This window comes from Bradyrhizobium sp. HKCCYLRH3061 (genome assembly GCF_051168015.1).
Classification (GTDB): domain Bacteria; phylum Pseudomonadota; class Alphaproteobacteria; order Rhizobiales; family Xanthobacteraceae; genus Bradyrhizobium.
The window spans coordinates 1-20,713 of record NZ_JBNPUE010000027.1; the positions used below are offsets into that span (position 1 = coordinate 1).

A 20,713-nucleotide genomic window follows, 5' to 3' on the forward strand; every position below is an offset into this window, starting at 1 on the left:
GGCTGTACCTGTGGTACCTGCCGCCTGCATTCTTTTGAGCAGGCGGGCCACGGGCCTCAGCCGAGGTCCGGCCTTCCCCGCGCCCTCTCGTTTCAGGGCGACATGACGAATGCATCACCTGGGCGTTGCGCGCCACGGGAGCGCGAGATCGTGTCTCGCCGGAGGATCTGCGTGGCATGATGGATTGTCGACCCATCCGGTCGCGTCCGCCATGAGGCGAATCTGAAACGGCCATCGAGAGCGCAAGGAAATGACGACTCTATTTTGATTTGAATCAAATCATACATTCTACTTGTGATTTCAAATGCCCGAGCGGTTGGACGGCGGGGGAGGCGAGATGGCGACCATTCCAGTTGAGCAGGCACGCTCGGTTGCGATGTTCCACGCCGCTTCGAAAAGCGCTCCGGATATCGCCGATCGACAAATGGCGCGGTTTTTCGGCTCGGACCTCGATCCAAACCCGATCATTATTTTTGATCTGACCGGCACGCCGGCATTCTATGATTTCAGCTTCTATCAACAGGCTCTACTCGTCGGCGTCATCAGGTGCACGGCGGACACGAGGCTGCAATCCGCAGCCTGGGCATTCGAGCCGCCGTCGCGGCAGCTGTCCGACACGAACGCACTCAAGATCGCGACGGAAGCGATGAACAAGATCGCGCCGGACGCAACCCTCGTCAGCCATTCCTTCGTCGCATATTCGTACGCAAAGATCGGCGTTCGCGTTTCCTACGTCAAGGATGGTCACCCCGCATCGTTCATCGTCGACTACTATGATCGATCGGTTCTCACGCAGACCGATCTCGCTCCGAGTCCGCCGCCGGTCGATTTGCTGGATAGCATCGACGGGCTCATTCCCCACTCGATCTTGGACTCTCAGAAGCTCGGTTTTCTCGACGTGTCGGAGCCAGAGCCGCTACGTGGCCAGAGCGAGCGAGAAATGATTCGCAGCATCGTGTCTGGGATTCTGCCGGAAAGCGGTGATCTGCCGGACATCAAGTTTGACGATTCCGACTATAAGACGCTGCAGGCCTACTTTGCTGCGACGCCGCCGGCGATCGCATCCTCGATCCTGCCGGTTCCTCTCTTTGCGCAGATTACGCCTGTCTATTGCGCGGTCGCATCCGCGCAGATGATCCTGGCGTATTTCGGATTCACGGCGACACCCGAGCAAATTGCCGAACAGATGAAGCCTGGCCCCAAGGGCGCCACCAACAAAGCCCAAGTCTCGGCGTATCAGTTTTTTGCGGGAGGGCGATTGGCGCCGACCTTTGATCAAGCTCCGAGTTTCGATCACGCCCTCGACGCGTTGCAGAAATTCATTCCGTTCAAGAGCGGTCTCCCGGGCCATGCGCGTGTCTGCCGCGGCTGGAAGCAATATTCCTTCGTATCGTCTCTCACCGGAAATGTGACGGGAACTGAGCACTATTTTCTGATCAATGATCCATATCCCGTGGGCGAGGGCAGCATTCGCTGGGAGAACCTCAAGAACCACAACTACGCCAATGCGATCAGCTTCAGCCGAATGGGAGGCACATGATGCCGTGTCCGGATTTGCGCGTGAGCAAGTACTGCATCTGGACGCCTGTGGACGGCGCGGTATTCGGCCTGCATGGCTACACCGGGGGCATGGTCCTCGTTTCGCAGGATCTGTTCGAGTCGTTGACCGAGAGAGGCTCGCTTGACCTGATACGTCAGAGATATCAGGACGAGTTTGATGCCTTATGGCTGCGCGGCTTCATCACGAGCCTTACCCCCTTGGAGGAGCGAGAGGCGGTGGTGGAGATCTCCAGATCCCTGCAGGCACGTCGCCGGCAACTACATTTCGTTATCGCGCCAACCTTTGACTGCAATTTCCGCTGCAGTTACTGTTTTGAGCGGGAGCTGCAGAACGACATCGATCGCCGACCAAACCCGCTTTCGCAGATCGATCGTGCGACCAGCGATCGACCTAGTGCCGACTCGGGCGCTTGTTTCATGGGCCACGGCGACAAGGTGAGCATGTCGCGAGACGGTGTCGATGCGGTGTTTGCCGGCATCGATGATCTGATCGAGCAGTCGGAGACCAAACAATGGTCCAGGAACATCACCTTGTTCGGCGGAGAGCCGTTGTGGGTTTCCAATCTTCCGGTCATCGAACGCGCCGTCGAGCTCGGCAGCTCGCGAGGCTTCCGCTTCTCGGCGGTTACCAACGGCTATGACGTCGATCGGTTCATGGACGTCATCGGGGTCGACGCAATCCATTCACTCAACATCTCGGTCGATGGCACGCGGGCGATCCATGACAAGCAACGATTCCTGACCAATGGCGGAGGGACCTTTGACAGGATCGTGGACAATATCGATCTGGTCCTGAGGGAGCGGCCCGGCGTTCGCGTCGTTGTGCGCTTCAATTTCAGCCGCGCCAATTTCCACGATCTCAGACCGTTGCACGAATTGTTCGGTTCGCGCGGCTTCCTGCAGAATCCGAATTTCGATCTCAATGCAAACATCATCTACGACAAGGCCAATGGTCGGAAGACACTGCGGTCCGATCGCGAGCTATTGGATATCGTGCTGGCGCAGGCGCCGAAAACGAATGTGTCGCTGGATTGCTTCAATGCGGGCGTCGCGGGCCGGATCGTGAGCGCGATCCGGAAGCGGGAAGAATTCCGGTTCTCCGGTTCTTATTGTGCGGCCAATGCGGGAATGTACATCTTCGCACCCGACGGCGGCCTCTACAAATGTTGGGAAGACATTGGCGCAGCTCGCTCGCTGGTCGGCAGCTATCGAGAGCGGCCGGTGGTGCTCAATGGCAGAGACGATCAGTGGAAGGGGCGCCAACTTGAAGGCATGGCAAAATGCCAGTCATGCCGTTTTGCGCTCATCTGTAGCGGCGGGTGCGCCCAGCATGCTCACCAGCAGATTGGAAGCATGAACGATAAATACTGCGACAATTTCGACAAGCGATATGCCGTTTCGGTGGCCAAGGTTGGCGACGAGATTCGTAAACTGGTCGTATGTGCGTAGCAAGGTGGAGAGAGGATCAAGTCATGTCTGACATCAAGATGCCCGAAGACAAGCTGGACGTCTTCAAGCTGATGACGACCCAGCACATCAAGGTTCTGAACCAGAAGGGAGCGAACCTGAAATACGAGAAGCTGACGGTCGGCCAGCTTCTCGAGATGCTCGGCTTCAAGCGACCGGAAGCCGGGGCAGCCGATGCGATCTCGGTCGACGAGGAGCCCGAGGGTTGGCTTTGCGGAGCCGACAGCGTCTGCGGCTTGAACAAGTCCGCGTGAGGGACTCCGGCGAAGCCAATCGTCGGACCGCATGATCGGCAGCCATCACCTCGGCCAAGCGCGCGTCATTGCATCTGGCCGCGGTGTGCTGCGCGAAACGCTGGCGGATCCGGAAGAAGTGCGATCGTTGGCGGAAGCTTGGACGGTGACACGGCCCTGCCAATACAGGTGGTCACGCTTGAGCGGTTCTGTGGCCGCAACATTCTTGCTTAAGGCAGGTTGATCTTGCTCAAAGCTGCTCCTCGCGCCCGTGGTCCAATAAGTTTGACACGGGAGAGGAGCCGGAAATGCAAACACCAGTTCAAATTGAATTTGAAGGGATCCGCGTGTCCGCCGAAATCCGGGCTGTCGTCGAGCAACATGTCGCGGAACTGGAGAGCCGCTTTGGCCGGATCACTGCAGCTCGCATCATGGTCAAAGGTCCGGGCGGTCATCACCAAACCGGCGGTCAATATCTGGTGAGCGTCCGGCTGGCGCTGCCTGACGGTCGGGAGGTCCACGTTGGACGTACCCCGAAGCTGGATGAACGGTACGACGACTTGACCTTCGCCGTGGACAACGCATTCAAACGCGCGCGTCGACAACTGCAGGACCGGGCGCGACTGATGCGGGGCGACGTCAAGACGCATGAGCCTCAACCCATCGGAACCGTTGCGCGTATCGATCCAAGCGGCCAGTTCGGCTTTCTGGAAGCCGCGGACGGCCACGAAGTCTATTTCAACTGCAATAGCGTCGTTGAGGGTGGATCAAGCATCGTGCCCGGCGCCCGCGTCAGCTACGTTGAGGAGATCGGAGAGAAGGGACCGCAGGCGAGCACGGTCAGAATGCTCGGGAAACATGGGCTGCGGGCTTAGCTCGGCGGCTGAGTGGGGACGCGGACGACGGGCAGGTTTGACGTTGGAGGTAACCGATGATTGGTGATCGCCTGCGCTTGTTCTGTCTTCATGGCACGGAGGTGCTTGGCGAAAAAGTTGCTCATGCGCTTGGATGCCGTCTCGCCGCTGTCGAAGAACGCAGCTTCGAGGACGGCGAACACAAGGTGCGGCCGCTGGAGGTTGTCGCCGGCTGCGACGTCTACGTTCTGCATAGCCTCCATGGCGGTCCTGACGAGAGTCCGAACGACAAGCTGTGCCGGCTGCTGTTCCTCGTCGGGGCATTGAAGGATGCCGGTGCCGCGCGGGTGACGGCGGTCACACCGTATCTGTGCTATGCGCGAAAAGATCGTCGCACCAAGGCCAATGACCCGGTCACGATCCGTTATCTTGCGACCATGTTCGAGGCGATCGGTGTTGACGCGGTGGTGACCCTCGAAGTTCACAACGAGGCCGCGTTCGAGAACGCGTTCCGTTGCCCATCGGTCGCGTTGAGCACGGCGCCGCTCTTGATCGGCAGGATCAAGGCGATCGCGGCGGATCGGCCGATTGCCGTGGTTTCGCCGGATCTCGGAGGCGGCAAGCGAGCGGACCTGCTTCGCGAGGTTCTTGGGAAGGCGCTCGGCCGTCCGATCGGCGAGGCGTTCGTGGAGAAGCATCGCAGCTCCGGTGTCGTTTCGGGCGATTTGTTCGCGGGGGAGGTGGCGAACTCGCTGTGCGTGATCGTGGACGATCTCATCAGCAGCGGTGGAACCCTGGTGCGGGCGGCGAAGGCGGCCCGTGCCCATGGAGCCGAAGAGGTGATAGCTTGCGTCGCGCACGGCCTGTTCATGCCGGGCGCGGCAACGACGCTGGCCGATCCTGCGATCGACCGCATCATTGCGACCGACAGCGTGCCGCCGTTCAGGCTTCCGCCGGGCGCGGTTCGCGACAAGCTCGAGATCGTCTCGGCGGCGCCCCTTCTCGGAGAGACCATTCGTCGGCTGCACCACAACGAGCCGCTGACGGAGCTGCTTCCGTATCAGGATTGATCCCTGCAATTCAAATTCTGGCTCTCGCCGTGAGTTGCCGCTCGAGCTGCGCTGCGTCCGCCTTGGCAAGTTTGAGATAGGTGCGCGTCAGCCGCGGCCATTTTTCCGGCGTCCGTGGATGGGCGTCGGCGAGATGAGCGATGGATAGCCTGGCGCGGAGCATGGCCCGGCCAATCCGATAGAACAAGAACAGTCCGCTGGCCGGGTCATCATTGAGCTGGACGGCCAGATGCCGCCGAAGCCTCTCAGCGACCCACAGTCCTCCCAATCGGGCGCATTCCAAGTGCAGAAAGGCAATTTCGTCCAGAGCATCGGATGTCCGCAAGCGGGCATTGAACTCCAGGCAGTCGATGATGGGGAAGGGACGGCTCAACCAGATATGTTCCGGCCGCAGATCGCCATGGCCGTCAAGGACGTGCCGGTGATGCACCCGCTGCGCCAGCAGCTCGGTCCGCCGCCGCAGGAAACGGCATTGCAGGTCGGCAATGCGCTCGATGGTGCCGCGGGGCAGGTCGAAGGCCGGCTCGAGCAAACCTCGCCGATCCGCAAGAACTGCCTGTTGCAGGGTCACCATGTAGCTCTCCGGATTGATCATGATCCGACGCGCATGCGAATAGAAGCGGCTCAAACGACTGGCCAGGCCATCGATCTGGGCCTGGGAGACCTTGCGATCGCGAAGCCCGGCTTCGAGCGTTCGGCCTTCGTCGAGCCGGCGCATGACGACGAGCCAATCAACGATGTGTCCGCCGCCTCCGATGGCGTAGCCACCCGGCGCAGCCGTCAGCGGCACCACGCCGTGATAGACATCGGGCGCCAGCCTTCGGTTCAGCGAAACCTCAGCGCGGCAGGCGTCTGCGCGGCGCTCAAGGCTCGAGAAATCGAGATATGGAAAATGAACCGGCTTTTTGAGCTTGTAGACGCGCTCGTCAACCATGAAGACCCAGGACATGTGGGTCTCCCGCGTGATCACGGCGTCGGGCGTCGGGACATAGCTGTCCGGCCGGCTGAGAAACGCCACCTTGCGAGCAAGAGCTGTCGCGCTGCTATTTTCAGCGTCATCGTCCCAGGGTTCATTCTTCCATCCGGGCATATGATGCCTATCGCCAATCGCGGCTGTCGGCAGCTTGATACGGATCAATAGCAGTGGCTGTCCGGCTCATATCCTGCGCCTCTTCCGCGTGAGGTCTGCCATGCTGTTCCAGAACCGAACCGATGCCGGCCGGCAACTCGCCGAGGCGCTGCTCAAATATAAGGGGCGGCGCCCGGTCGTTCTTGCGCTGCCACGGGGCGGCGTGCCGGTTGCGGCGGAAGTCGCAGCAGCCCTCGATGCGCCACTCGATCTGCTGCTGGTCCGCAAGATCGGGCTGCCGGGGCAGCCGGAGCTCGCAATGGGTGCCATCGCGGATGGGGAGGGCATGACCACCATTCGTAACCAGGACGTGATCGAGCTGTCCGGCGTCACTTCAGAAGAGTTTGAGGTCGTCTGCAAAAAGGAACGTGCTGAGATCGAACGGCGTCGCGAGCGCTATCTGGGCGATCGGGCTCGTGCCGAAGTCAAGGGGCAGGTCGCGATCATCGTCGATGACGGCGTTGCGACAGGCGCAACCACCCTTGCTGCCATCAAGGCTGTTCGGAAGCAGGAACCGAAAGAGCTCGTGCTTGCGGTCCCGGTCGCACCGCTGGACACCATCAGGAAATTGCATGCGGAAGTCGATGCGGTCGTCTGTCTGCATGAGCCTCAGGAGTTTGGCGCGATCGGCTATTTCTATCGCGACTTTCATCAGGTCGGCGACGACGAGGTGATTGCCACTTTGAGACAGTTTCCATCAAACAGATCCATGCCCGCTTCCTGACGAGCCGGCGGTCTAATGATCGTGGGGCAGCGGTTCCCAGCGGTCGCCGACCTTCACGTAGGATCGCTTCACCGCCGCCCAGGCTATGCGGTGAGCAATCTCCTCCTGCCGTTCGTCTTCCGCATGGGAGGCAAAGGCGAGGTTGAACGCTTCGCGATAAATGTCCTGCGCGTGTGATGGGAGGTGCGCGCGAACAGGAGGGGGAAGATCGATATTTGTGCGATACGGCATGGCTCGTGCCTCGGACGTAAACTGCCGCGCCTTGCTCGGGACGCCGCGGCGTTTCCACCAGAAAGGATAGACGCAACTTGCTTCCGCCTCTTGACCGGCGTCAAACAGGAAATGCGCATAAATCGACAGGATGACCGACGTCATGTGAGCGCCGAGGAACATCGATGGACCCGTCACCGAGCGCGCTGCTAACCGATCTGTATCAGATGACCATGATCGAGGCGTATCTTGAATCGGGCCAGACTGATACAGCCGTGTTTGAGTTCTTTGTACGCAAGCTGCCGCCGCAGCGCAGCTTCCTGATGGCGGCCGGACTGGAGCAGGCGCTCGACTTCCTGCAAAACATGCGGTTCTCGCAAGACGAACTCGACTGGCTTGAGCGAACTGACAGGTTCAGCAAGTCGTTGATCGACTATCTCGCCAATTTCCGCTTCACCGGCGAGGTCCACGCGATGCCGGAAGGCACCGTGTTCTTCGGCAATGAACCGATCCTTAGGGTTACAGCTCCTTTGCCGGAGGCGCAGCTTGTCGAGACGCGCCTGATCAACATCCTGCATTTTCAGACGCTGATTGCCTCCAAGGCCGCGCGCATGGTCTTACTCGCGCCAGACAAGCTCCTGATCGACTTCGGCTTGCGTCGCGCCCATGGCGCCGAGGCAGGGCTGCTGGCTGCCCGCGCGAGCTATGTCGCGGGATTTTCCGGCACGGCAACCCTCCTGGCCGAGATGTCATTCGGCATTCCGACCTATGGCACCATGGCGCATTCGTTCGTTCAATCCTTTGATGACGAAGCTGCAGCATTCGAAGCGTTTGCGCGCGCCCGGCCGAAGAATCTCGTCCTGCTGATCGACACTTATGACACCGAGGCGGCCGCGAGGAAGGTCGTCATGCTGGCGCCCCGATTGAAGGAGCTTGGAATTGCCGTCAGCGCCGTGCGGATTGACAGCGGGGATCTGTCTGCGCTCGCCAGGAACGTGCGCTGCATTCTGGATGCCGGCGGACTCCATGACACCGGCATCTTTGTCAGTGGCGGAATAGAGGAGGGCACCCTGATTGCCTTCGCTCGGGACGCGGCGCCGATCGACGGTATCGGCATCGGCACGGGCCTCGTCACGTCGTCCGATGCGCCGGCACTCGACTGTGCCTATAAGCTGCAGGAGTATGCGGGCTTGCCGCGCCGCAAGCGCTCGACGGGAAAGGCCACATGGCCCGGCCGCAAGCAGGTTTGGCGCCGGTATGACAGCGATGGCCGTATGCTCGCCGACATTCTTTCGACCGAGGAGGACCAACAGGAGGGGGAAGCGCTGATCCAAGCTGTGATGCTCGGCGGACGCCCTGTCGGCTCTCGACCATCACTTCACGACATCCGGGCTCACGCGCGCCGGCAACTGGATCAACTGCCTCCGGAGCTGAAAGCCTCCAAATCGGTTGCGCCCTATCCGGTTCAGATTTCAAGCCGTCTTGAACAGCTGGCAGCTGTCGCCGACCGGATAGGCTCGCGTCCCTGAATTCTGATCTGCATCAAGGGAAACAGCTCGATCCGTCTCTAGCCTGTCGAGCGACGGAGGTGCATCGATGCCGGTACAGAATGCCGAAATTGCAGAGATGTTCGACCAGACCGCCGAACTTCTCGAGATCAAGGGCGGCAATCCGTTTCGTTCGCGGGCCTATCGCAATGCTGCGCGGGTGATCGAGCGCCTTCCCAAGAGCATCACCAACCTCTTGAAGGCGGGCGAGGATCTTTCCGAGCTGCCAGGTATCGGCAAGGATCTGGCAGGAAAGATCGAAACGATCGTCGCGACCCATCATTTCGATGTGCTGGACAAACTCAAGCGTGAACTGCCCGGCGATCTCGGTGAGATCGCGGCGCTCCCGGGCTTGGGTCCGAAGCGCGTCAAACTGCTCTACGACAAGCTGGGCGTGCGGTCACTCGAGGACCTCAGGCGCGCGGTGAAGTCGGGTCGGCTGAGAGAGCTTCGAGGCTTCGGTGCCAAGAGCGAGGAAAAGCTCGCCGCGGCGCTGGCCAAGCCTCGCGCCGAGAGGCGCTTCAGATTATCCGAGGCCGAAGCCGAAGCGGAAGCACTCCTCAGCCATCTGAGGCCGAACGCGAGCAACGGACGGGTGATCGTCGCCGGAAGCTACCGCCGCAGGCGCGACACCGTCGGCGATCTTGATATCCTGATGGTGGCGCGTGACGGCCACGCCGCCGGCGAGAGACTCTCTCGATATGACAATGTCGCTGATGTGCTTGCTCATGGCGATACGCGGACGGCGGTGGTGCTGCGCTCCGGGCTGCACGTCGACCTGCGCGTTGTTCCTGAGGCAAGCTACGGCGCCGCGCTGATGTATTTCACCGGATCCAAGGCGCACAACATCTCCTTGCGCGGACTCGCCAACGACCACGGCTGGAAGCTGAACGAATACGGCCTCTTCGCCGGTAAACGGCGCATCGCCGGAGCAACCGAGGAGGAGATCTACAGCAAGCTCCGGCTGCCCCTGATTCCGCCCGAGATGCGCGAGGATCGCGGCGAGATCGCGCTCGCAAAGGCAAAAAAGCTCCCGAAACTGATTACGCTGTCCGATATTCGAGGCGACCTGCACGTCCATTCCAAATGGACCGACGGCACCGCCGCGATCGCCGAGATGGCGGCTGCCGCCAAGGCAAGGGGCTATGCCTATATGGCTCTGACCGACCATAGCCAACACGTCACTGTCGCCCATGGTCTCGATGCCGGACGTCTGTCGCGTCAGATCGACGAGATCGATCGTTTGAACGACCGGCTGGATGGCTTTACGGTGCTGAAAGGTGCTGAAGTCGATATTCTGGCGGATGGACGGCTTGATCTGCCCGACAAGATCTTGTCGCGGCTCGATCTGGTCGTTGCTTCCGTTCACTACAAGTTCGAGCTCTCGCGCAAGATGCAGACCGAGCGCATCATCCGGGCGATGGACAATCGCCATGTCTCGATTATCGGTCATCCGACCGGACGGTTGATCGGGGACCGCGAGCCTTACGAGATCGACATGGAAGCCGTCATTGCGGCGGCGCGCGAGCGCGGCTGTCATCTCGAACTCAACGCCGACCCGGACCGGCTCGATCTCAACGATATCCATGCTCATGCCGCCAAGTCCGCGGGCGTCAAGCTGGCAATCTCGACGGACGCACATTCGACGGCTGGATTCGCCAACATGCGTTTCGGCGTCGATCAGGCGCGCCGAGGCTGGCTCGAAGCCGCGGACGTCATCAACACCCAACCCTTGTCGCGGGCGAAGAAGATGCTGAAGCGCTAGCCGCATTGTTTGATCCTTCGCAACGTTGCGCACGCGATGTTGCGTTCTGTTACGTAACAGCACAGGAGGGATGAAATGAGCTTCGAGAAGAAGATTGGCACGGTTGCGACCGCGGCTGTCCTGACCCTCGCGCTGCTTGCACCCACGGGGGCCGACGCTCGCAACGGGCGCGTTGCCGCAGGAATCGTCGGCGGCCTGGCTGCCGGCGCACTGTTCGGCGCGGCCCTCGGCGGCGGCTATTGGGGGCCGTATCCCTATTACGGCTATCCGGGGCCAGTCTATTACGACCCACCGGCACCGTATTGGGGGCCAGGTCCGTTTTGGGGACCGTACGGATACGGCGACTGCCATGTCCGGCCGGTCCGGCACAGGCGGCACGTGCACTACGTGCGGGTCTGCTATTGAATTCGCTTGCACTCGAGCAACGTGCAGGGCTGTCATGTTGCCGCGTCTCATGCGGACGAAGGACACGTGATTGGCTGTCGCGTGCTGGATGACGTGCAACGGGCGACGGTATGCGGATCGGTCAAGCCGGGCCGGTGCCGATCACTTGCGGAGAGTCGGACGCATGTCAGGGCGTTTCAAGGTTCGGGCTCTGGGCCTCCTGGTCGGGCTGCTCTCGTGTTGGCCGACAAACGTGGACGCCGCGAACCTCAGCAAGGCAGCGCAACGAGGCAGGGCCATCCTGCAGGAAAAATGCGGGCGCTGTCATGCGATCAGATCGGTTGGCGAAAGCCCGCTCGAGAATGCTCCGCCGATGCGCGATATCTACGCCCGGTTCAATCGGCGCGAGTTGCAGGCGGAGCTGTCGGAAGGCATGGTGTCGAGGCACAGGGATATGCCGCAAATTGAATTTTCCGACGAGGACGTTTACGCGATCATGAGCTACCTCTACGTTCTTGCAGTCAGGAAATGAATGCTCGTTGCCCAGGAAAGTGCTGATCCCTGCACATCGAAGTTCACGTGGTCGGGCTGCGTGGGTCCATTCGACGGTCTGACGGCATCGCCACTGGTCTGGCGGCACGCAGCTGGACCGGTATGAAGGCTTCCCGTCGGTGGGCGCTCGGCGGACGTGGCCAGATGCCCGGATTATGATTTCAATTCGCGGATCTGCGCCGGCAGATGGTGCATCAGTTTCTCAAATTCACCGGGATCGAGCTTCTCCCACGCGATCTCGAACACCCCGCGAATGACGCTCAGCGGTTCGATGGGAAATTGCTGGGGCAGCTCCATTGCGACGTGATCAGCAAAGTCGCTGGCATGTCGCTCCTTGGTCGGCGTTCCCGCCGCATGCCAGTTCTCGTAGTAAATCCCGCGCAGGAGGATCGGCAGTTGGGCGCCAAGCTTGGTCGCCACCTCCGGAGGTACGCGATCGCGCAACGCATGCAGAACAGCCCGGAGCGCGTTGTAGGCCTGTTGACGGCTACCGAGCTCCAGCTGCTCCTCGATCGCCTTGAGCCAGAGATTCGTCTCCTGAATGGTGTGATCCAGCGCGGTAACACCTGTTACGCCCATGATGCGTTCTCCTAGATTGGCACATCAGAACAGCGGCATCCCGGATCGACGGCGTCACCGCAATCACGTCCATTCTCATGATCCGGTGAGCACGGATGCCGGCCTCGATTCAATGCGACAGCAGGGTCGGGATCGTCATCGTCTTCAGCATTTCACGGGTGACGCCGCCGAAAATGCCTTCCTGCAGGCGGGAATGCCCATATGCCCCCATCACCAGCATGTCGAGACTTTCGTCGGCGGCCAGGGACAGGATGGACGGCTGAATCTCGGAATGCTCCGCCGTCAGCTCAAGCAGCGTTGTCGTAAGTCCGGCACGAGCCATGTGTTCGGTCAATTTTCGCGCTGAAGCCTCGGTGGGAGCAACCTGCGCCTCATTGATCGAAATCGTGACCAGCGCTTCTGCCCGAGAGAGAAACGGTGTTGCGTCCTTGAAAGCGCGGGCGGCAAGGCGGCTTCCATCCCAGCAGATGCCGATACGGTTGGCCTTGAAAGTGCCGCGGAAAATATGCGGCACGAACAGGACGGGTCCGCCCGCCTGGAGCAGGATCTCGGTCGCAGTCCTATTGTCGTGACTGTCCTGTGTTGCGTCCGTCTGCAGGACCACCGTCAGCTCATAGAGCCTGGCCGCAGCGCCGAGCGCGGACGCGGCTTCACCGGGCAGGTCCTCGACCGAGCGGCTTGCGTGAGAGATGTTTGCATTCCGGGCTTCCGTCTCGAAAATGGCGAGTGCGGCCGCGCTGCGTTGGGCGGCGCGTTGCCGCTCCATTTCGAAGATCTCTGAAGAGACGACCGCTGCGCCCGCGCCTCCATCGACCACATACGCGCTACTGGGCGGGATGTATCCGACTGCAATCGCATCGAGATGGGCGTCGAACCGGGCAGCCAACGAGACTGCGGCAGAAACGACAGGCTGCGGTGGCTGCTCGGTCGGAATGTAGACGAGAATGTCGTTGATCTTGATCATGACGACCTCACTCCGGGACCAAATCCATACTCTCAGTCGGATGAAGCGGCATGTTGACTTGAATCAACAGTCAATGACCGGCCGTCACCCAGCGGGCCCCCGCAAAGTTGTTGCTCCGCTCGGGGGCACAGCCCCGTCTTCATGGTTCAGCGTCACGCCGGCATTTCCGATTCCGCTAGCCGTTCGCGCTTTGGCTCCGCGATTTCGGTCATCGTCGCCTCGGTGAGCAGGAGGATGCCGGCAACCGACACCGCGTTCTCGAGGGCTGTCCGAACGACCTTCGCGGGATCGACAATGCCGGCCTCGACCAGGTCGACATATTGCTTGCGCGCGGCGTCAAACCCGAAATTGCCGACGCCACTCAGCATGCGCGCGACGACCACGCCGCCATCCGTTGCCGAGTTCTCAGCAATTTGGCGAGCGGGGGCCTCGAGCGCGCGCTTCAAGATCTGTACACCGGTCCTTTCGTCGCCATCGCAGAGTGCTTCCTCCTTGCCGACGGCTTCGACGCATCGAAGCAAGGCAAGCCCGCCGCCTGGCACGATACCTTCTGCAACGGCCGCCTTTGTCGAACTGATGGCGTCGTCGAGCGCCTCTTTTCGTGATTTCATCTCGGCTTCAGTCGGCGCTCCGACACGGATAACGGCAACCCCGCCCGACAGCTTGGCGAGCCGCTCCTCAAGTTTCTCCTTGTCGTACTCGCTGGTCGTTTTCTCGATCTCGCGGCGAAGTTGTTGCGTCCGCGCATCGATCTGGCTGCGTTCGCCTTTGCTGCCGATCAGCGTGGTGTTTTCCTTGTCGGCAACCACACGGGCGACATGCCCCAGCTGCTGCAAAGTAGCGTTTTCAAGCTTCGAACCAAGATCGTCGGAGACGACCTGGGCGCCAGTGAGGATTGCAATATCCTGCAACATGGCCTTGCGTCGCTCACCAAAGCCGGGCGCCTTGACGGCGCAGCCTTTCAGCACGCCGCGAAGTTGATTAACGATGAGCGTGGCCAACGCCTCGCCTTCGATGTCTTCGGCGATGATCAGGAGCGGTTGTGCCGATTTTGCGATCTGTTCGAGCAGCGGGATAATGTCGCGCAGAGCGCTGATCTTGTGGTCGCACAACAGGATGAGCGGCTCTTCGAGAACCGCTTCCATGCGATCGGCATCGGTCACGAAGTAGGGCGACAGGAAGCCGCGGTCGAATTTCATCCCTTCGACCACGTCGAGCGACGTTTCGATGGTCTTGGATTCCTCCACCGAGATCACTCCATCGCTTCCGACTTTCTCGAGCGCATCGGCGACCAGCGCGCCAATGGACGGATCATTATGAGCCGAGATGGTGGCGACCTGAGCTCTTTCCGCCTTTGTCCTGACGGGTCGCGCCATTGCATGGAGGGCCGCTATCGTCGCGCGGGCAGCGCGGTCGAGGCCCCGTTTCAGATCGATGGCACTGGCGCCGGCGACGACGTTCCTGACGCCGTCGGCAAGAATCGCATGTGCCAGGATCGTGGAGGTGCTTGTTCCGTCGCCAACGAGATCGCCGGTCTTCTCCGCGGCCTGACGCAGCACCTGCGCTCCGAGATTCTCCTCCGGATCCTTGAGGTCGAATTCCTTGGCGATCGTGACGCCATCGTTGCATACGATCGGGGTGCCCCCCCTCTTCTGGATCAGTACTGATTTTGATTTCGGGCCGAGCGTCACCCGCACTGCGTCCGCAAGCAGCGAGGCTCCGCGCAGGATCTTCTCGCGGGCCGCGGAATGAAACAGCACCTGCTTGTGAGGCATCAATCGCTCCTCAGAAGGACGGCTTTCATCAGACCAAAATAGAAGTGACGCCGTTTTGAACGCTTGATCCTGATCAAGCCTAGGCCTGGGAGCGGCTCGCCGGCTGGACGCCGAGCAGCCTTGCATTGCCCCCAGAGCAAGCCTAGCTTGTTGCAAGCCTTGGTAGAAATCAGCTTTGCTGCGGCAACGCGCCGCGCAGCTCTCGCTGCGAAATTCATTGGGAGCGGGACGTGCGCTCTATTCCAATTCCTCGGCTCAATGGGCCTTTTTGGACCATCGTCCTTCAACTGGCGACGTGCTTGCTTCCCGGCCTGGCGTGGGGCGACGCTCCCAGCAAGCCGGCGTTGACGGTTGTTCTCGAGCGCAATGAAATCCTCGCCGGCCAGACGATGAGCTTCGGCATATGGATTGAGAATGCGACCGAAGCCAGGATCATTGACGCGGGTCTTAGCTTGTTTGGTCCTCCGTTTTTGAGGATCGGAAGCCTCGGGCCAGACGGCACATGCGCCGTAAAAGACACCATCGGTCTCGGCACTGTTGAGCCCGGTTCGACTTTGGTGCGCAGCAGAATGTGCCTCAAAGCCGATTCCAGCATCGAAGAGCGCGACGAGAACCTGGCGTTCAGTGTCAGTTATTCGCTCCAAAACGTGAAGGACAGCAGAACGACCGCCGGCGCATTGGTAGCGGAAAAGAAGATGAGCATCGGCCTTTTTGGGACTGAGAGCGTCGGCGGTGTTTCGCTCCGCCTCGCGTCGTATGTCATTCCCGGCACGTTCTTCTTGATGATTTTGCGGCTATTCGCAACCAAGGAGTCAAAAATCGAACTCGGCGCGACCGAGTCCGTTACACTCAGCATTTTTATCTCGACTCTTTTGTTCCTTGGGACGGCGTATCTCATTCCTTCCTTGCAGCTGCGTTTTGCGGGGATCGGATCAACCGTGAGCGCGATCGCGTTTCTCGCGCTGTGTGGCACTGCAATTGTGCTTGGCGGAGTCTTGGCTGCCGTCCTGCAAGGTATTTCAAGGATCGGCGCTCGGGAGCGCAATGCGCGCATTGTCCAAGAAAACGATGGGGTCGGCCCGATAATTCAGAAAGCTGTGCATGCGGCCGGGGGCAAATTCGATCCGGTTATGATGATCGCGGATGGCAGGCAATACTTCGGCTCGCTTGTCGTGCCTGCGAGCAATGGTGGCAGGATTCTGCTCGGCTGGTTTCAGCTGAAGGCCCCTGATGCGAAGTGCCGATCGGAACTGAAAGAATGGTTTGATAAGGATGAGTTCGTCAAACCGATTGAAGCAGCAGCCCGATGGGGAGTCGAACCGACCATGTTCGATCCGATCAAGGAATCAAAGGCCGGCAATCTGGAGCCGACCGAATTTCTCTGGATGTACTTTGACGAAAAGGCTGCGCGGTTGCCCGCCGGGCGCGAGGATCTTGCACAAATGAAACCGCTCACCTTGAGCTGAACAGCCAGCCAGGACCGGCCTTGCGGCCGGTCCCGGGAGATCGCTGCCGCCTTGCTCGCCTGGTCGGTAAGCATTGGCGGCATATTTGGGCAGTCGCCCAGCTGTACAGCTCGGTGAGACTAGCGCGCATAGCGCGAGAAGACAATGGTTTGCGGATGACCGGTGAAGCGAGACGCCGGGGATGCTGCGCTTGTGAGGTAATCGATCTTGTGAGGAAATCGACAATGGCGCGCGTTGTCTATTGTGTTTTTGACGTCCACCTCTGGTCGCAGCCGTTCGTTGCGGCCGATTTTGATCCACGGGTTCACTTCCTTTGGTCCGCTCGTGAATATCGTGAGATGCGCAGCCAGGGGGCCAAGATTGAGCTCGCGAACCTTGTCCTTCTTCCACTGAACGATGAATTCGACCTGCGCCGAAATCACTTCTGGCCGCGCTATCAGGCGGTCGCCAGCAATATCGCGGGGACCATAGCCTCGTTTGGAGATGCCTGCGATCTTGTGTGGCCTCTGCGCTGCAGGCCCCAGACTCTCGATTTAACGCTCAACGGGGCCGTGTGGCACACCGCGGGGAAAGTGCGGTCAACGATGTGGCTTTGGCCGTTCGGCTGGTCTTCCATGCTCGAGATCGACCTTCCCGCAGACGATGAGTTTGACGGCCTGCTGGATATTGGAGTCTCGTTGCGTGAGAAGGACCCGGCTCCTTTGCTTCTGAAAGGAAAGGCGGTCGGGGTATCCGGCGCGCTTGCTCATCTCTCCCAACTCGTCAGGCAGGATCTGTGCACGCCGGCCGCACAGGGAAGGGCGATGGAAACGACCCGCCTTCCGCGCTACGTAGTCTGCGCGCTCGAACTGTCGAAAGGATTTCAGATCCGTGAGAACATTCCTGTCGCGGATCAGATGCTGTTGATCGGGGCTGTGCGCGGACAGCAGCTCGACCTCACCAAGTTTCTCAGCAATCGTCCGCTATTTACTCGGCTCGGCTACGGCAATTTTGCCGTTACCGATTTCGATGCGGGGACCGCAATCGTGCAGCGGCATTGGCAGGACCGGCCGGGCACAAAGCTCGAAAGCAATCGTTGCTTCTACGTCAACACACGGAACTTTTTCTCGATTTTTCTGACACTTCATCGAATGATCTCCTACTTCACCGTGAAGTCAAAGGACGATGCAAGGGCGGTGGCGGCTGCATCAGTGCTTGCGTCCTTACCTGCCGAGTATCAAAACAAGCTCTGCTCGGATTTCGCCGCCAATTACGCGCCGCTGCACGGTGTTCCTGCTGCCGGTAACAAGAATCCCGCTGTGCCAGCTTCTTGAGGCAACAGTGCAGTATTCGCTACGCTGATCGTTCAGTGGATCGCAGGTCAATGTGCGGGAACATACGAGGCGGTCTTGGGCCAGGTGCGCCGCCGGGTGCCGCCCACAACTGCGTCCTGTTCGACGTGTCGAGATGCTACGCGGCTCGCAGATGCAGGTGGGGATTGGGCGCAGAGCCCGCTCTTGGCGCTCGCGCTGCGCCACACGGCGGCGACGTGGCTTATGCAGCGGCGCGCGAACCGTGGCAGGCCGCAGGCTTTCTCGGAATGTCGGTCAAGGTGCTGCTCGACACCTTCGGCCATCATCGCCCGGATTACGTGCGCGAGGCCGCGGCCGCGAATGCCTCGAAGGATCGCAAGCAGAACCTATCGGTGGTCGAAACGGTGGTTCACTTCGAAAAACACTTGGCGCGTAAGCCGTAACTCTTGAGCTCATTGGTGGGCCCGGCAGGACTCGAACCTGCAACCAGACCGTTATGAGCGGTCGGCTCTAACCATTGAGCTACAGGCCCCCCGCGACGCCGAGGTCTTGCCGGCGGCGGGCAGGAGCGGGCCTGTCCGGCGCGGCATCGGAACCCCAACGACGGCTCGGGCTCCGTTTACAGCCTGGCCAGCAATCCGGCAATGCCGCTGCCCGATTGTTTTGGCGCGGCTCCGTCGCACGGTCCCGTCCAGGCCCGCCGCGACGCTAGTCCACCGAAACCCCGGCGAATTCCACCACCTTGCGCCACTTCTCGGTCTCGTCGACGACCAGCTTGCCGAACTCCGCCGGTGTCATCGCGCGCGGGATGCCGCCGGTCTCGGTGAGCCGCGCCACCAGCTTGGGGTCCTTCAGCGCCTCGCCGACGGCCTTGTTGAGGATCTCGATGATCTCGGGCGGCGTGCCCTTGGGCGCCGAGATGCCGTAGAAGCCGACCGATTCGTAGCCGGGCACGGTCTCGGCGATCGCGGGCACGTCCGGCACCGTCGGCCAGCGCTGCGGCGAGGTGACGCCGAGCGCGCGGACGCTGCCGCCGCGCGACTGTTCCAGCGCCGTCGGCAGGTTGTCGAAGATCAACTGCACCTTGTTGGAGATGATGTCGGGAAAGGCCAGCGCCGAGCCGCGATAGGGCACATGCAGCATGTCGCATTTGGTCATCGCCTTGAACAACTCGGCCGCCATGTGCACCGAAGTGCCGTTGCCGGAGGACGCGAAGGCGATCTTGCCCGGGTTGGCCTTGCAGTAGTCGATGAACTCCTTGACGGTCTTGGCCGGCACGTCGTTGCTCACCACCAGCATGTTGGTGAGCTGCATGATGCTGGCGACCGGCACGGTGTCGCGGATGAAGTCATAAGGCAGCTTCTTGTAGAGCGAGGTGCTGATCGCGTTGTTGGGCGCGACGAACAGCAGCGTGTAGCCGTCGGGCGGGGAGTTGATCGCGGCCGCGGCCGCGATGTTGCCGCCCGAGCCGGTGCGGTTCTCGACCACGACCTGCTGGCCCAGGTGGTCGGACAGCCACTGCGCCATGATGCGGGCGACGATGTCGACCGGCCCGCCGGGGGCGAAGCCGATCAGCCAGCGGATGGGACGGTCCGGATAGGCGGCGAGCGCCGGTCCCGGTTTGGCGGCGAGTCCCGCCGCGACGATCAGCCCGAACAGCAGCGCGCGCGCCAGCTTCATGCCCGTCTTCCCCCATTGATTGTTGTCGTTCAGCTCGCATGCGGCGGCCCGGTCGCCCCGGCCGCCGATCGTTCAATGCGCCGTCACTTCTTGATCAGCGGGCACGCGGGATCGGGCGGGCCGAACGCGTCATCGCCTTTGATGGTCGCGAGGATCTTGTAGTAGTCCCACGGATATTTGCTCTCCTCCGGCGATTTGACCTGCGCCAGCACGAGATCATGCACCATCAGATTGTCGGCGCGCAGCTTGCCGTTGCGGGCGAAGAAGTCCTCGACCGGCGTCTCCCGCATCTTCGCGGCGACCGCGAGCGGATCGTCGCTGCCCGCCGCCTTGATGGCGTTGAGATAGTGCATGACGGCGGAATAGACGCCGGCCTGCCACATCGTCGGCATCCGGTTCATCTTGGCGAAATAGCGCTTCGACCATTCGCGCGTCTTGTCGTCCATGTCCCAGTAGAACGAGGTGGTGAGCAGGAGCCCCTGCGCGGCCGGCAGGCCGAGCGAATGGATGTCGGTGACCAGCGCGAGCAGCGCCGCCATCTGCTGTCCGCCCTTGAGCAGGCCGAACTCGGATGCGGTCTTGATCTCGTTCATGTTGTTCGGGGGACCTGCGGCGATGCCGATGATCTTGGCCTTGGAGGCCTGCGCCTGCAGGATGAAGGACGACAGATCGGGCGTCGCGAATGGCGGCCGCACCGCGCCGACGACCTTGCCGCCATTGGCGGTGACGACGCTCGAGGCGTCGCGCTCCAGCGAATGGCCGAAGGCGTAGTCGTCGGTGATGAAGAACCAGCTGTCGCCGCCGCGCTTGACGACCTCCTTCGCCGTGCCGGTGGCGAGCGCGCGGGTGTCGAACACCCATTGCATCGCGTAGGGCGAGCAGAACTTGCCGTGGAAATCGGCGGCACCGGTCGACTGGGTGATGAACAGCTTCTTCTTCTCGGTGGCGATGGTCTGCACGGCGAGGCCCACCGCGGAGACCGGCACGTCGACGATGAGATCGACCTGCTCGGTGTCGTACCAGCGGCGCGCGATCGCGGCGCCGATGTCGGGCTTGAGCTGATGATCGCCGACGATGACGCTGATCGGCTTGTCCAGCACCTTGCCGCCGAAATCATCGACCGCCATCTGCGCCGCGGTGACGGAGCCTTGGCCGGTCGGCGTCGAGGCCGGGCCGTTCATGTCGCTGAGCACGCCGATCTTGACGACGTTGTCGGAGATTTCGGCCTGCGCGGCGGTCGTGACCAGCAGCGCGGCTGCGGCCCACGCCGCCCGCTTCAAACAGCTGAGTTGCAATCAGTCCTCCACCGGTACCGGCGTGACGCCGTTGTTCGTTCCGGCTCTGCCGGCCGGTCCGCCTATCTGCAATCAATCCAGGGCGGCCGTCAATCATGCCGGACGGCGGAGCGGTGGAGCGGTCCTGTGCGCTGCAACGCCGCAAGGAGTCGTCGCGCACGCGCGCG

20 protein-coding genes and 1 tRNA gene are annotated in these 20,713 nt (G+C 61.3%); 13 read left to right on the top strand and 8 right to left on the bottom strand.

What is annotated here, in order from left to right:
• The first annotated feature begins 337 nt into the window (after positions 1-337).
• From ACQR2C_RS30485 to ACQR2C_RS30505, 5 genes are all read left to right on the top strand, one after another.
• Positions 338-1,540, top strand: a complete 1,203-nt coding sequence (locus ACQR2C_RS30485; RefSeq protein WP_315805367.1) for a C39 family peptidase — start codon at positions 338-340, stop codon at positions 1,538-1,540.
• Between the two features lie 20 nt (positions 1,541-1,560).
• Complete coding sequence (locus tag ACQR2C_RS30490) at positions 1,561-3,009, top strand: radical SAM protein (protein WP_434882777.1); 1,449 nt, start codon at positions 1,561-1,563, stop codon at positions 3,007-3,009.
• Between the two features lie 23 nt (positions 3,010-3,032).
• A complete protein-coding gene (locus ACQR2C_RS30495) occupies positions 3,033-3,281 on the top strand; it encodes a hypothetical protein (RefSeq protein WP_315805369.1) in 249 nt (82 codons plus the stop codon).
• A 287-nt stretch (positions 3,282-3,568) separates the two neighbouring features.
• Entirely contained in the window at positions 3,569-4,135 is a 567-nt protein-coding gene (locus tag ACQR2C_RS30500; protein WP_434882778.1) for an HPF/RaiA family ribosome-associated protein, read from the top strand.
• A 56-nt stretch (positions 4,136-4,191) separates the two neighbouring features.
• Positions 4,192-5,184 carry a ribose-phosphate diphosphokinase gene (locus tag ACQR2C_RS30505; protein ID WP_434882779.1) on the top strand — a complete coding sequence of 331 codons (993 nt, stop codon included), beginning with the start codon at positions 4,192-4,194 and terminating at the stop codon, positions 5,182-5,184.
• Positions 5,185-5,194: 10 nt separating this feature from the next.
• On the opposite strand, the gene ACQR2C_RS30510 is transcribed toward ACQR2C_RS30505, so the two are convergent.
• Complete coding sequence (locus ACQR2C_RS30510) at positions 5,195-6,322, bottom strand: hypothetical protein (RefSeq protein ID WP_434882780.1); 1,128 nt, start codon at positions 6,320-6,322, stop codon at positions 5,195-5,197.
• A gap of 52 nt (positions 6,323-6,374) precedes the next feature.
• On the opposite strand from ACQR2C_RS30510, the gene ACQR2C_RS30515 reads away from it, so the two are divergent.
• Positions 6,375-7,037, top strand: a complete 663-nt coding sequence (locus tag ACQR2C_RS30515; protein ID WP_315805373.1) for a phosphoribosyltransferase — start codon at positions 6,375-6,377, stop codon at positions 7,035-7,037.
• Between the two features lie 12 nt (positions 7,038-7,049).
• Here the strand turns inward: ACQR2C_RS30515 and ACQR2C_RS30520 are convergent, their stop codons facing one another.
• Positions 7,050-7,412, bottom strand: a complete 363-nt coding sequence (locus tag ACQR2C_RS30520; RefSeq protein ID WP_434882781.1) for a ChaB family protein — start codon at positions 7,410-7,412, stop codon at positions 7,050-7,052.
• A gap of 20 nt (positions 7,413-7,432) precedes the next feature.
• On the opposite strand from ACQR2C_RS30520, the gene ACQR2C_RS30525 reads away from it, so the two are divergent.
• The 4 genes from ACQR2C_RS30525 to ACQR2C_RS30540 all read left to right on the top strand — a co-directional run bounded on the left by ACQR2C_RS30525 (position 7,433) and on the right by ACQR2C_RS30540 (position 11,475).
• The gene (locus ACQR2C_RS30525; RefSeq protein WP_434882782.1) at positions 7,433-8,776 is read left to right on the top strand and encodes a nicotinate phosphoribosyltransferase; all 1,344 of its coding nucleotides are present in this window, start codon (positions 7,433-7,435) and stop codon (positions 8,774-8,776) included.
• Between the two features lie 67 nt (positions 8,777-8,843).
• A complete protein-coding gene (polX, locus tag ACQR2C_RS30530) occupies positions 8,844-10,559 on the top strand; it encodes a DNA polymerase/3'-5' exonuclease PolX (RefSeq protein WP_434882783.1) in 1,716 nt (571 codons plus the stop codon).
• 75 nt (positions 10,560-10,634) lie between these two features.
• Positions 10,635-10,964: a hypothetical protein gene (locus tag ACQR2C_RS30535; RefSeq protein WP_434882784.1), complete on the top strand. Its 330-nt coding sequence runs from the start codon at positions 10,635-10,637 to the stop codon at positions 10,962-10,964.
• 163 nt (positions 10,965-11,127) lie between these two features.
• The gene (locus ACQR2C_RS30540) at positions 11,128-11,475 is read left to right on the top strand and encodes a c-type cytochrome (protein WP_315805377.1); all 348 of its coding nucleotides are present in this window, start codon (positions 11,128-11,130) and stop codon (positions 11,473-11,475) included.
• A 173-nt stretch (positions 11,476-11,648) separates the two neighbouring features.
• On the opposite strand, the gene ACQR2C_RS30545 is transcribed toward ACQR2C_RS30540, so the two are convergent.
• The 3 genes from ACQR2C_RS30545 to groL form a co-directional block, all read right to left on the bottom strand.
• Complete coding sequence (locus ACQR2C_RS30545; RefSeq protein ID WP_315805378.1) at positions 11,649-12,074, bottom strand: DUF2267 domain-containing protein; 426 nt, start codon at positions 12,072-12,074, stop codon at positions 11,649-11,651.
• A 109-nt stretch (positions 12,075-12,183) separates the two neighbouring features.
• On the bottom strand, positions 12,184-13,038 hold the full coding sequence (locus ACQR2C_RS30550; protein WP_434882785.1) for a universal stress protein: 855 nt from the start codon (positions 13,036-13,038) through the stop codon (positions 12,184-12,186).
• Positions 13,039-13,190: 152 nt separating this feature from the next.
• Entirely contained in the window at positions 13,191-14,813 is a 1,623-nt protein-coding gene (gene groL / locus ACQR2C_RS30555; protein ID WP_434882786.1) for a chaperonin GroEL, read from the bottom strand.
• A gap of 230 nt (positions 14,814-15,043) precedes the next feature.
• On the opposite strand from groL, the gene ACQR2C_RS30560 reads away from it, so the two are divergent.
• The 3 genes from ACQR2C_RS30560 to ACQR2C_RS30570 all read left to right on the top strand — a co-directional run bounded on the left by ACQR2C_RS30560 (position 15,044) and on the right by ACQR2C_RS30570 (position 18,014).
• Positions 15,044-16,279, top strand: a complete 1,236-nt coding sequence (locus ACQR2C_RS30560; RefSeq protein WP_434882787.1) for a hypothetical protein — start codon at positions 15,044-15,046, stop codon at positions 16,277-16,279.
• A 224-nt stretch (positions 16,280-16,503) separates the two neighbouring features.
• Positions 16,504-17,592: a hypothetical protein gene (locus ACQR2C_RS30565; RefSeq protein ID WP_434882788.1), complete on the top strand. Its 1,089-nt coding sequence runs from the start codon at positions 16,504-16,506 to the stop codon at positions 17,590-17,592.
• 215 nt (positions 17,593-17,807) lie between these two features.
• A complete protein-coding gene (locus tag ACQR2C_RS30570) occupies positions 17,808-18,014 on the top strand; it encodes a hypothetical protein (RefSeq protein ID WP_434882789.1) in 207 nt (68 codons plus the stop codon).
• A gap of 13 nt (positions 18,015-18,027) precedes the next feature.
• On the opposite strand, the gene ACQR2C_RS30575 is transcribed toward ACQR2C_RS30570, so the two are convergent.
• From ACQR2C_RS30575 to ACQR2C_RS30585, 3 genes are all read right to left on the bottom strand, one after another.
• Positions 18,028-18,103, bottom strand: a tRNA-Ile gene (locus ACQR2C_RS30575).
• A gap of 176 nt (positions 18,104-18,279) precedes the next feature.
• Positions 18,280-19,251 carry a Bug family tripartite tricarboxylate transporter substrate binding protein gene (locus ACQR2C_RS30580; protein WP_316177694.1) on the bottom strand — a complete coding sequence of 324 codons (972 nt, stop codon included), beginning with the start codon at positions 19,249-19,251 and terminating at the stop codon, positions 18,280-18,282.
• An 83-nt stretch (positions 19,252-19,334) separates the two neighbouring features.
• Positions 19,335-20,546 carry an ABC transporter substrate-binding protein gene (locus tag ACQR2C_RS30585; protein WP_316177696.1) on the bottom strand — a complete coding sequence of 404 codons (1,212 nt, stop codon included), beginning with the start codon at positions 20,544-20,546 and terminating at the stop codon, positions 19,335-19,337.
• Positions 20,547-20,713 lie beyond the last annotated feature (167 nt).

Bases quoted from the DNA above. Each gene is read 5' to 3' on its own strand.
- ACQR2C_RS30565 (WP_434882788.1), top strand. From the start codon at position 16,504: ATGGCGCGCGTTGTCTATTGTGTTTTTGACGTCCACCTCTGGTCGCAG.
- ACQR2C_RS30545 (WP_315805378.1), bottom strand. From the start codon at position 12,074: ATGGGCGTAACAGGTGTTACCGCGCTGGATCACACCATTCAGGAGACG.
- ACQR2C_RS30520 (WP_434882781.1), bottom strand. From the start codon at position 7,412: ATGACGTCGGTCATCCTGTCGATTTATGCGCATTTCCTGTTTGACGCC.
- ACQR2C_RS30525 (WP_434882782.1), top strand. From the start codon at position 7,433: ATGGACCCGTCACCGAGCGCGCTGCTAACCGATCTGTATCAGATGACC.
- ACQR2C_RS30550 (WP_434882785.1), bottom strand. From the start codon at position 13,038: ATGATCAAGATCAACGACATTCTCGTCTACATTCCGACCGAGCAGCCA.
- ACQR2C_RS30495 (WP_315805369.1), top strand. From the start codon at position 3,033: ATGTCTGACATCAAGATGCCCGAAGACAAGCTGGACGTCTTCAAGCTG.
- ACQR2C_RS30515 (WP_315805373.1), top strand. From the start codon at position 6,375: ATGCTGTTCCAGAACCGAACCGATGCCGGCCGGCAACTCGCCGAGGCG.
- ACQR2C_RS30535 (WP_434882784.1), top strand. From the start codon at position 10,635: ATGAGCTTCGAGAAGAAGATTGGCACGGTTGCGACCGCGGCTGTCCTG.
- groL (WP_434882786.1), bottom strand. From the start codon at position 14,813: ATGCCTCACAAGCAGGTGCTGTTTCATTCCGCGGCCCGCGAGAAGATC.
- ACQR2C_RS30540 (WP_315805377.1), top strand. From the start codon at position 11,128: ATGTCAGGGCGTTTCAAGGTTCGGGCTCTGGGCCTCCTGGTCGGGCTG.
- ACQR2C_RS30500 (WP_434882778.1), top strand. From the start codon at position 3,569: ATGCAAACACCAGTTCAAATTGAATTTGAAGGGATCCGCGTGTCCGCC.
- ACQR2C_RS30505 (WP_434882779.1), top strand. From the start codon at position 4,192: ATGATTGGTGATCGCCTGCGCTTGTTCTGTCTTCATGGCACGGAGGTG.
- ACQR2C_RS30580 (WP_316177694.1), bottom strand. From the start codon at position 19,251: ATGAAGCTGGCGCGCGCGCTGCTGTTCGGGCTGATCGTCGCGGCGGGA.
- ACQR2C_RS30485 (WP_315805367.1), top strand. From the start codon at position 338: ATGGCGACCATTCCAGTTGAGCAGGCACGCTCGGTTGCGATGTTCCAC.
- polX (WP_434882783.1), top strand. From the start codon at position 8,844: ATGCCGGTACAGAATGCCGAAATTGCAGAGATGTTCGACCAGACCGCC.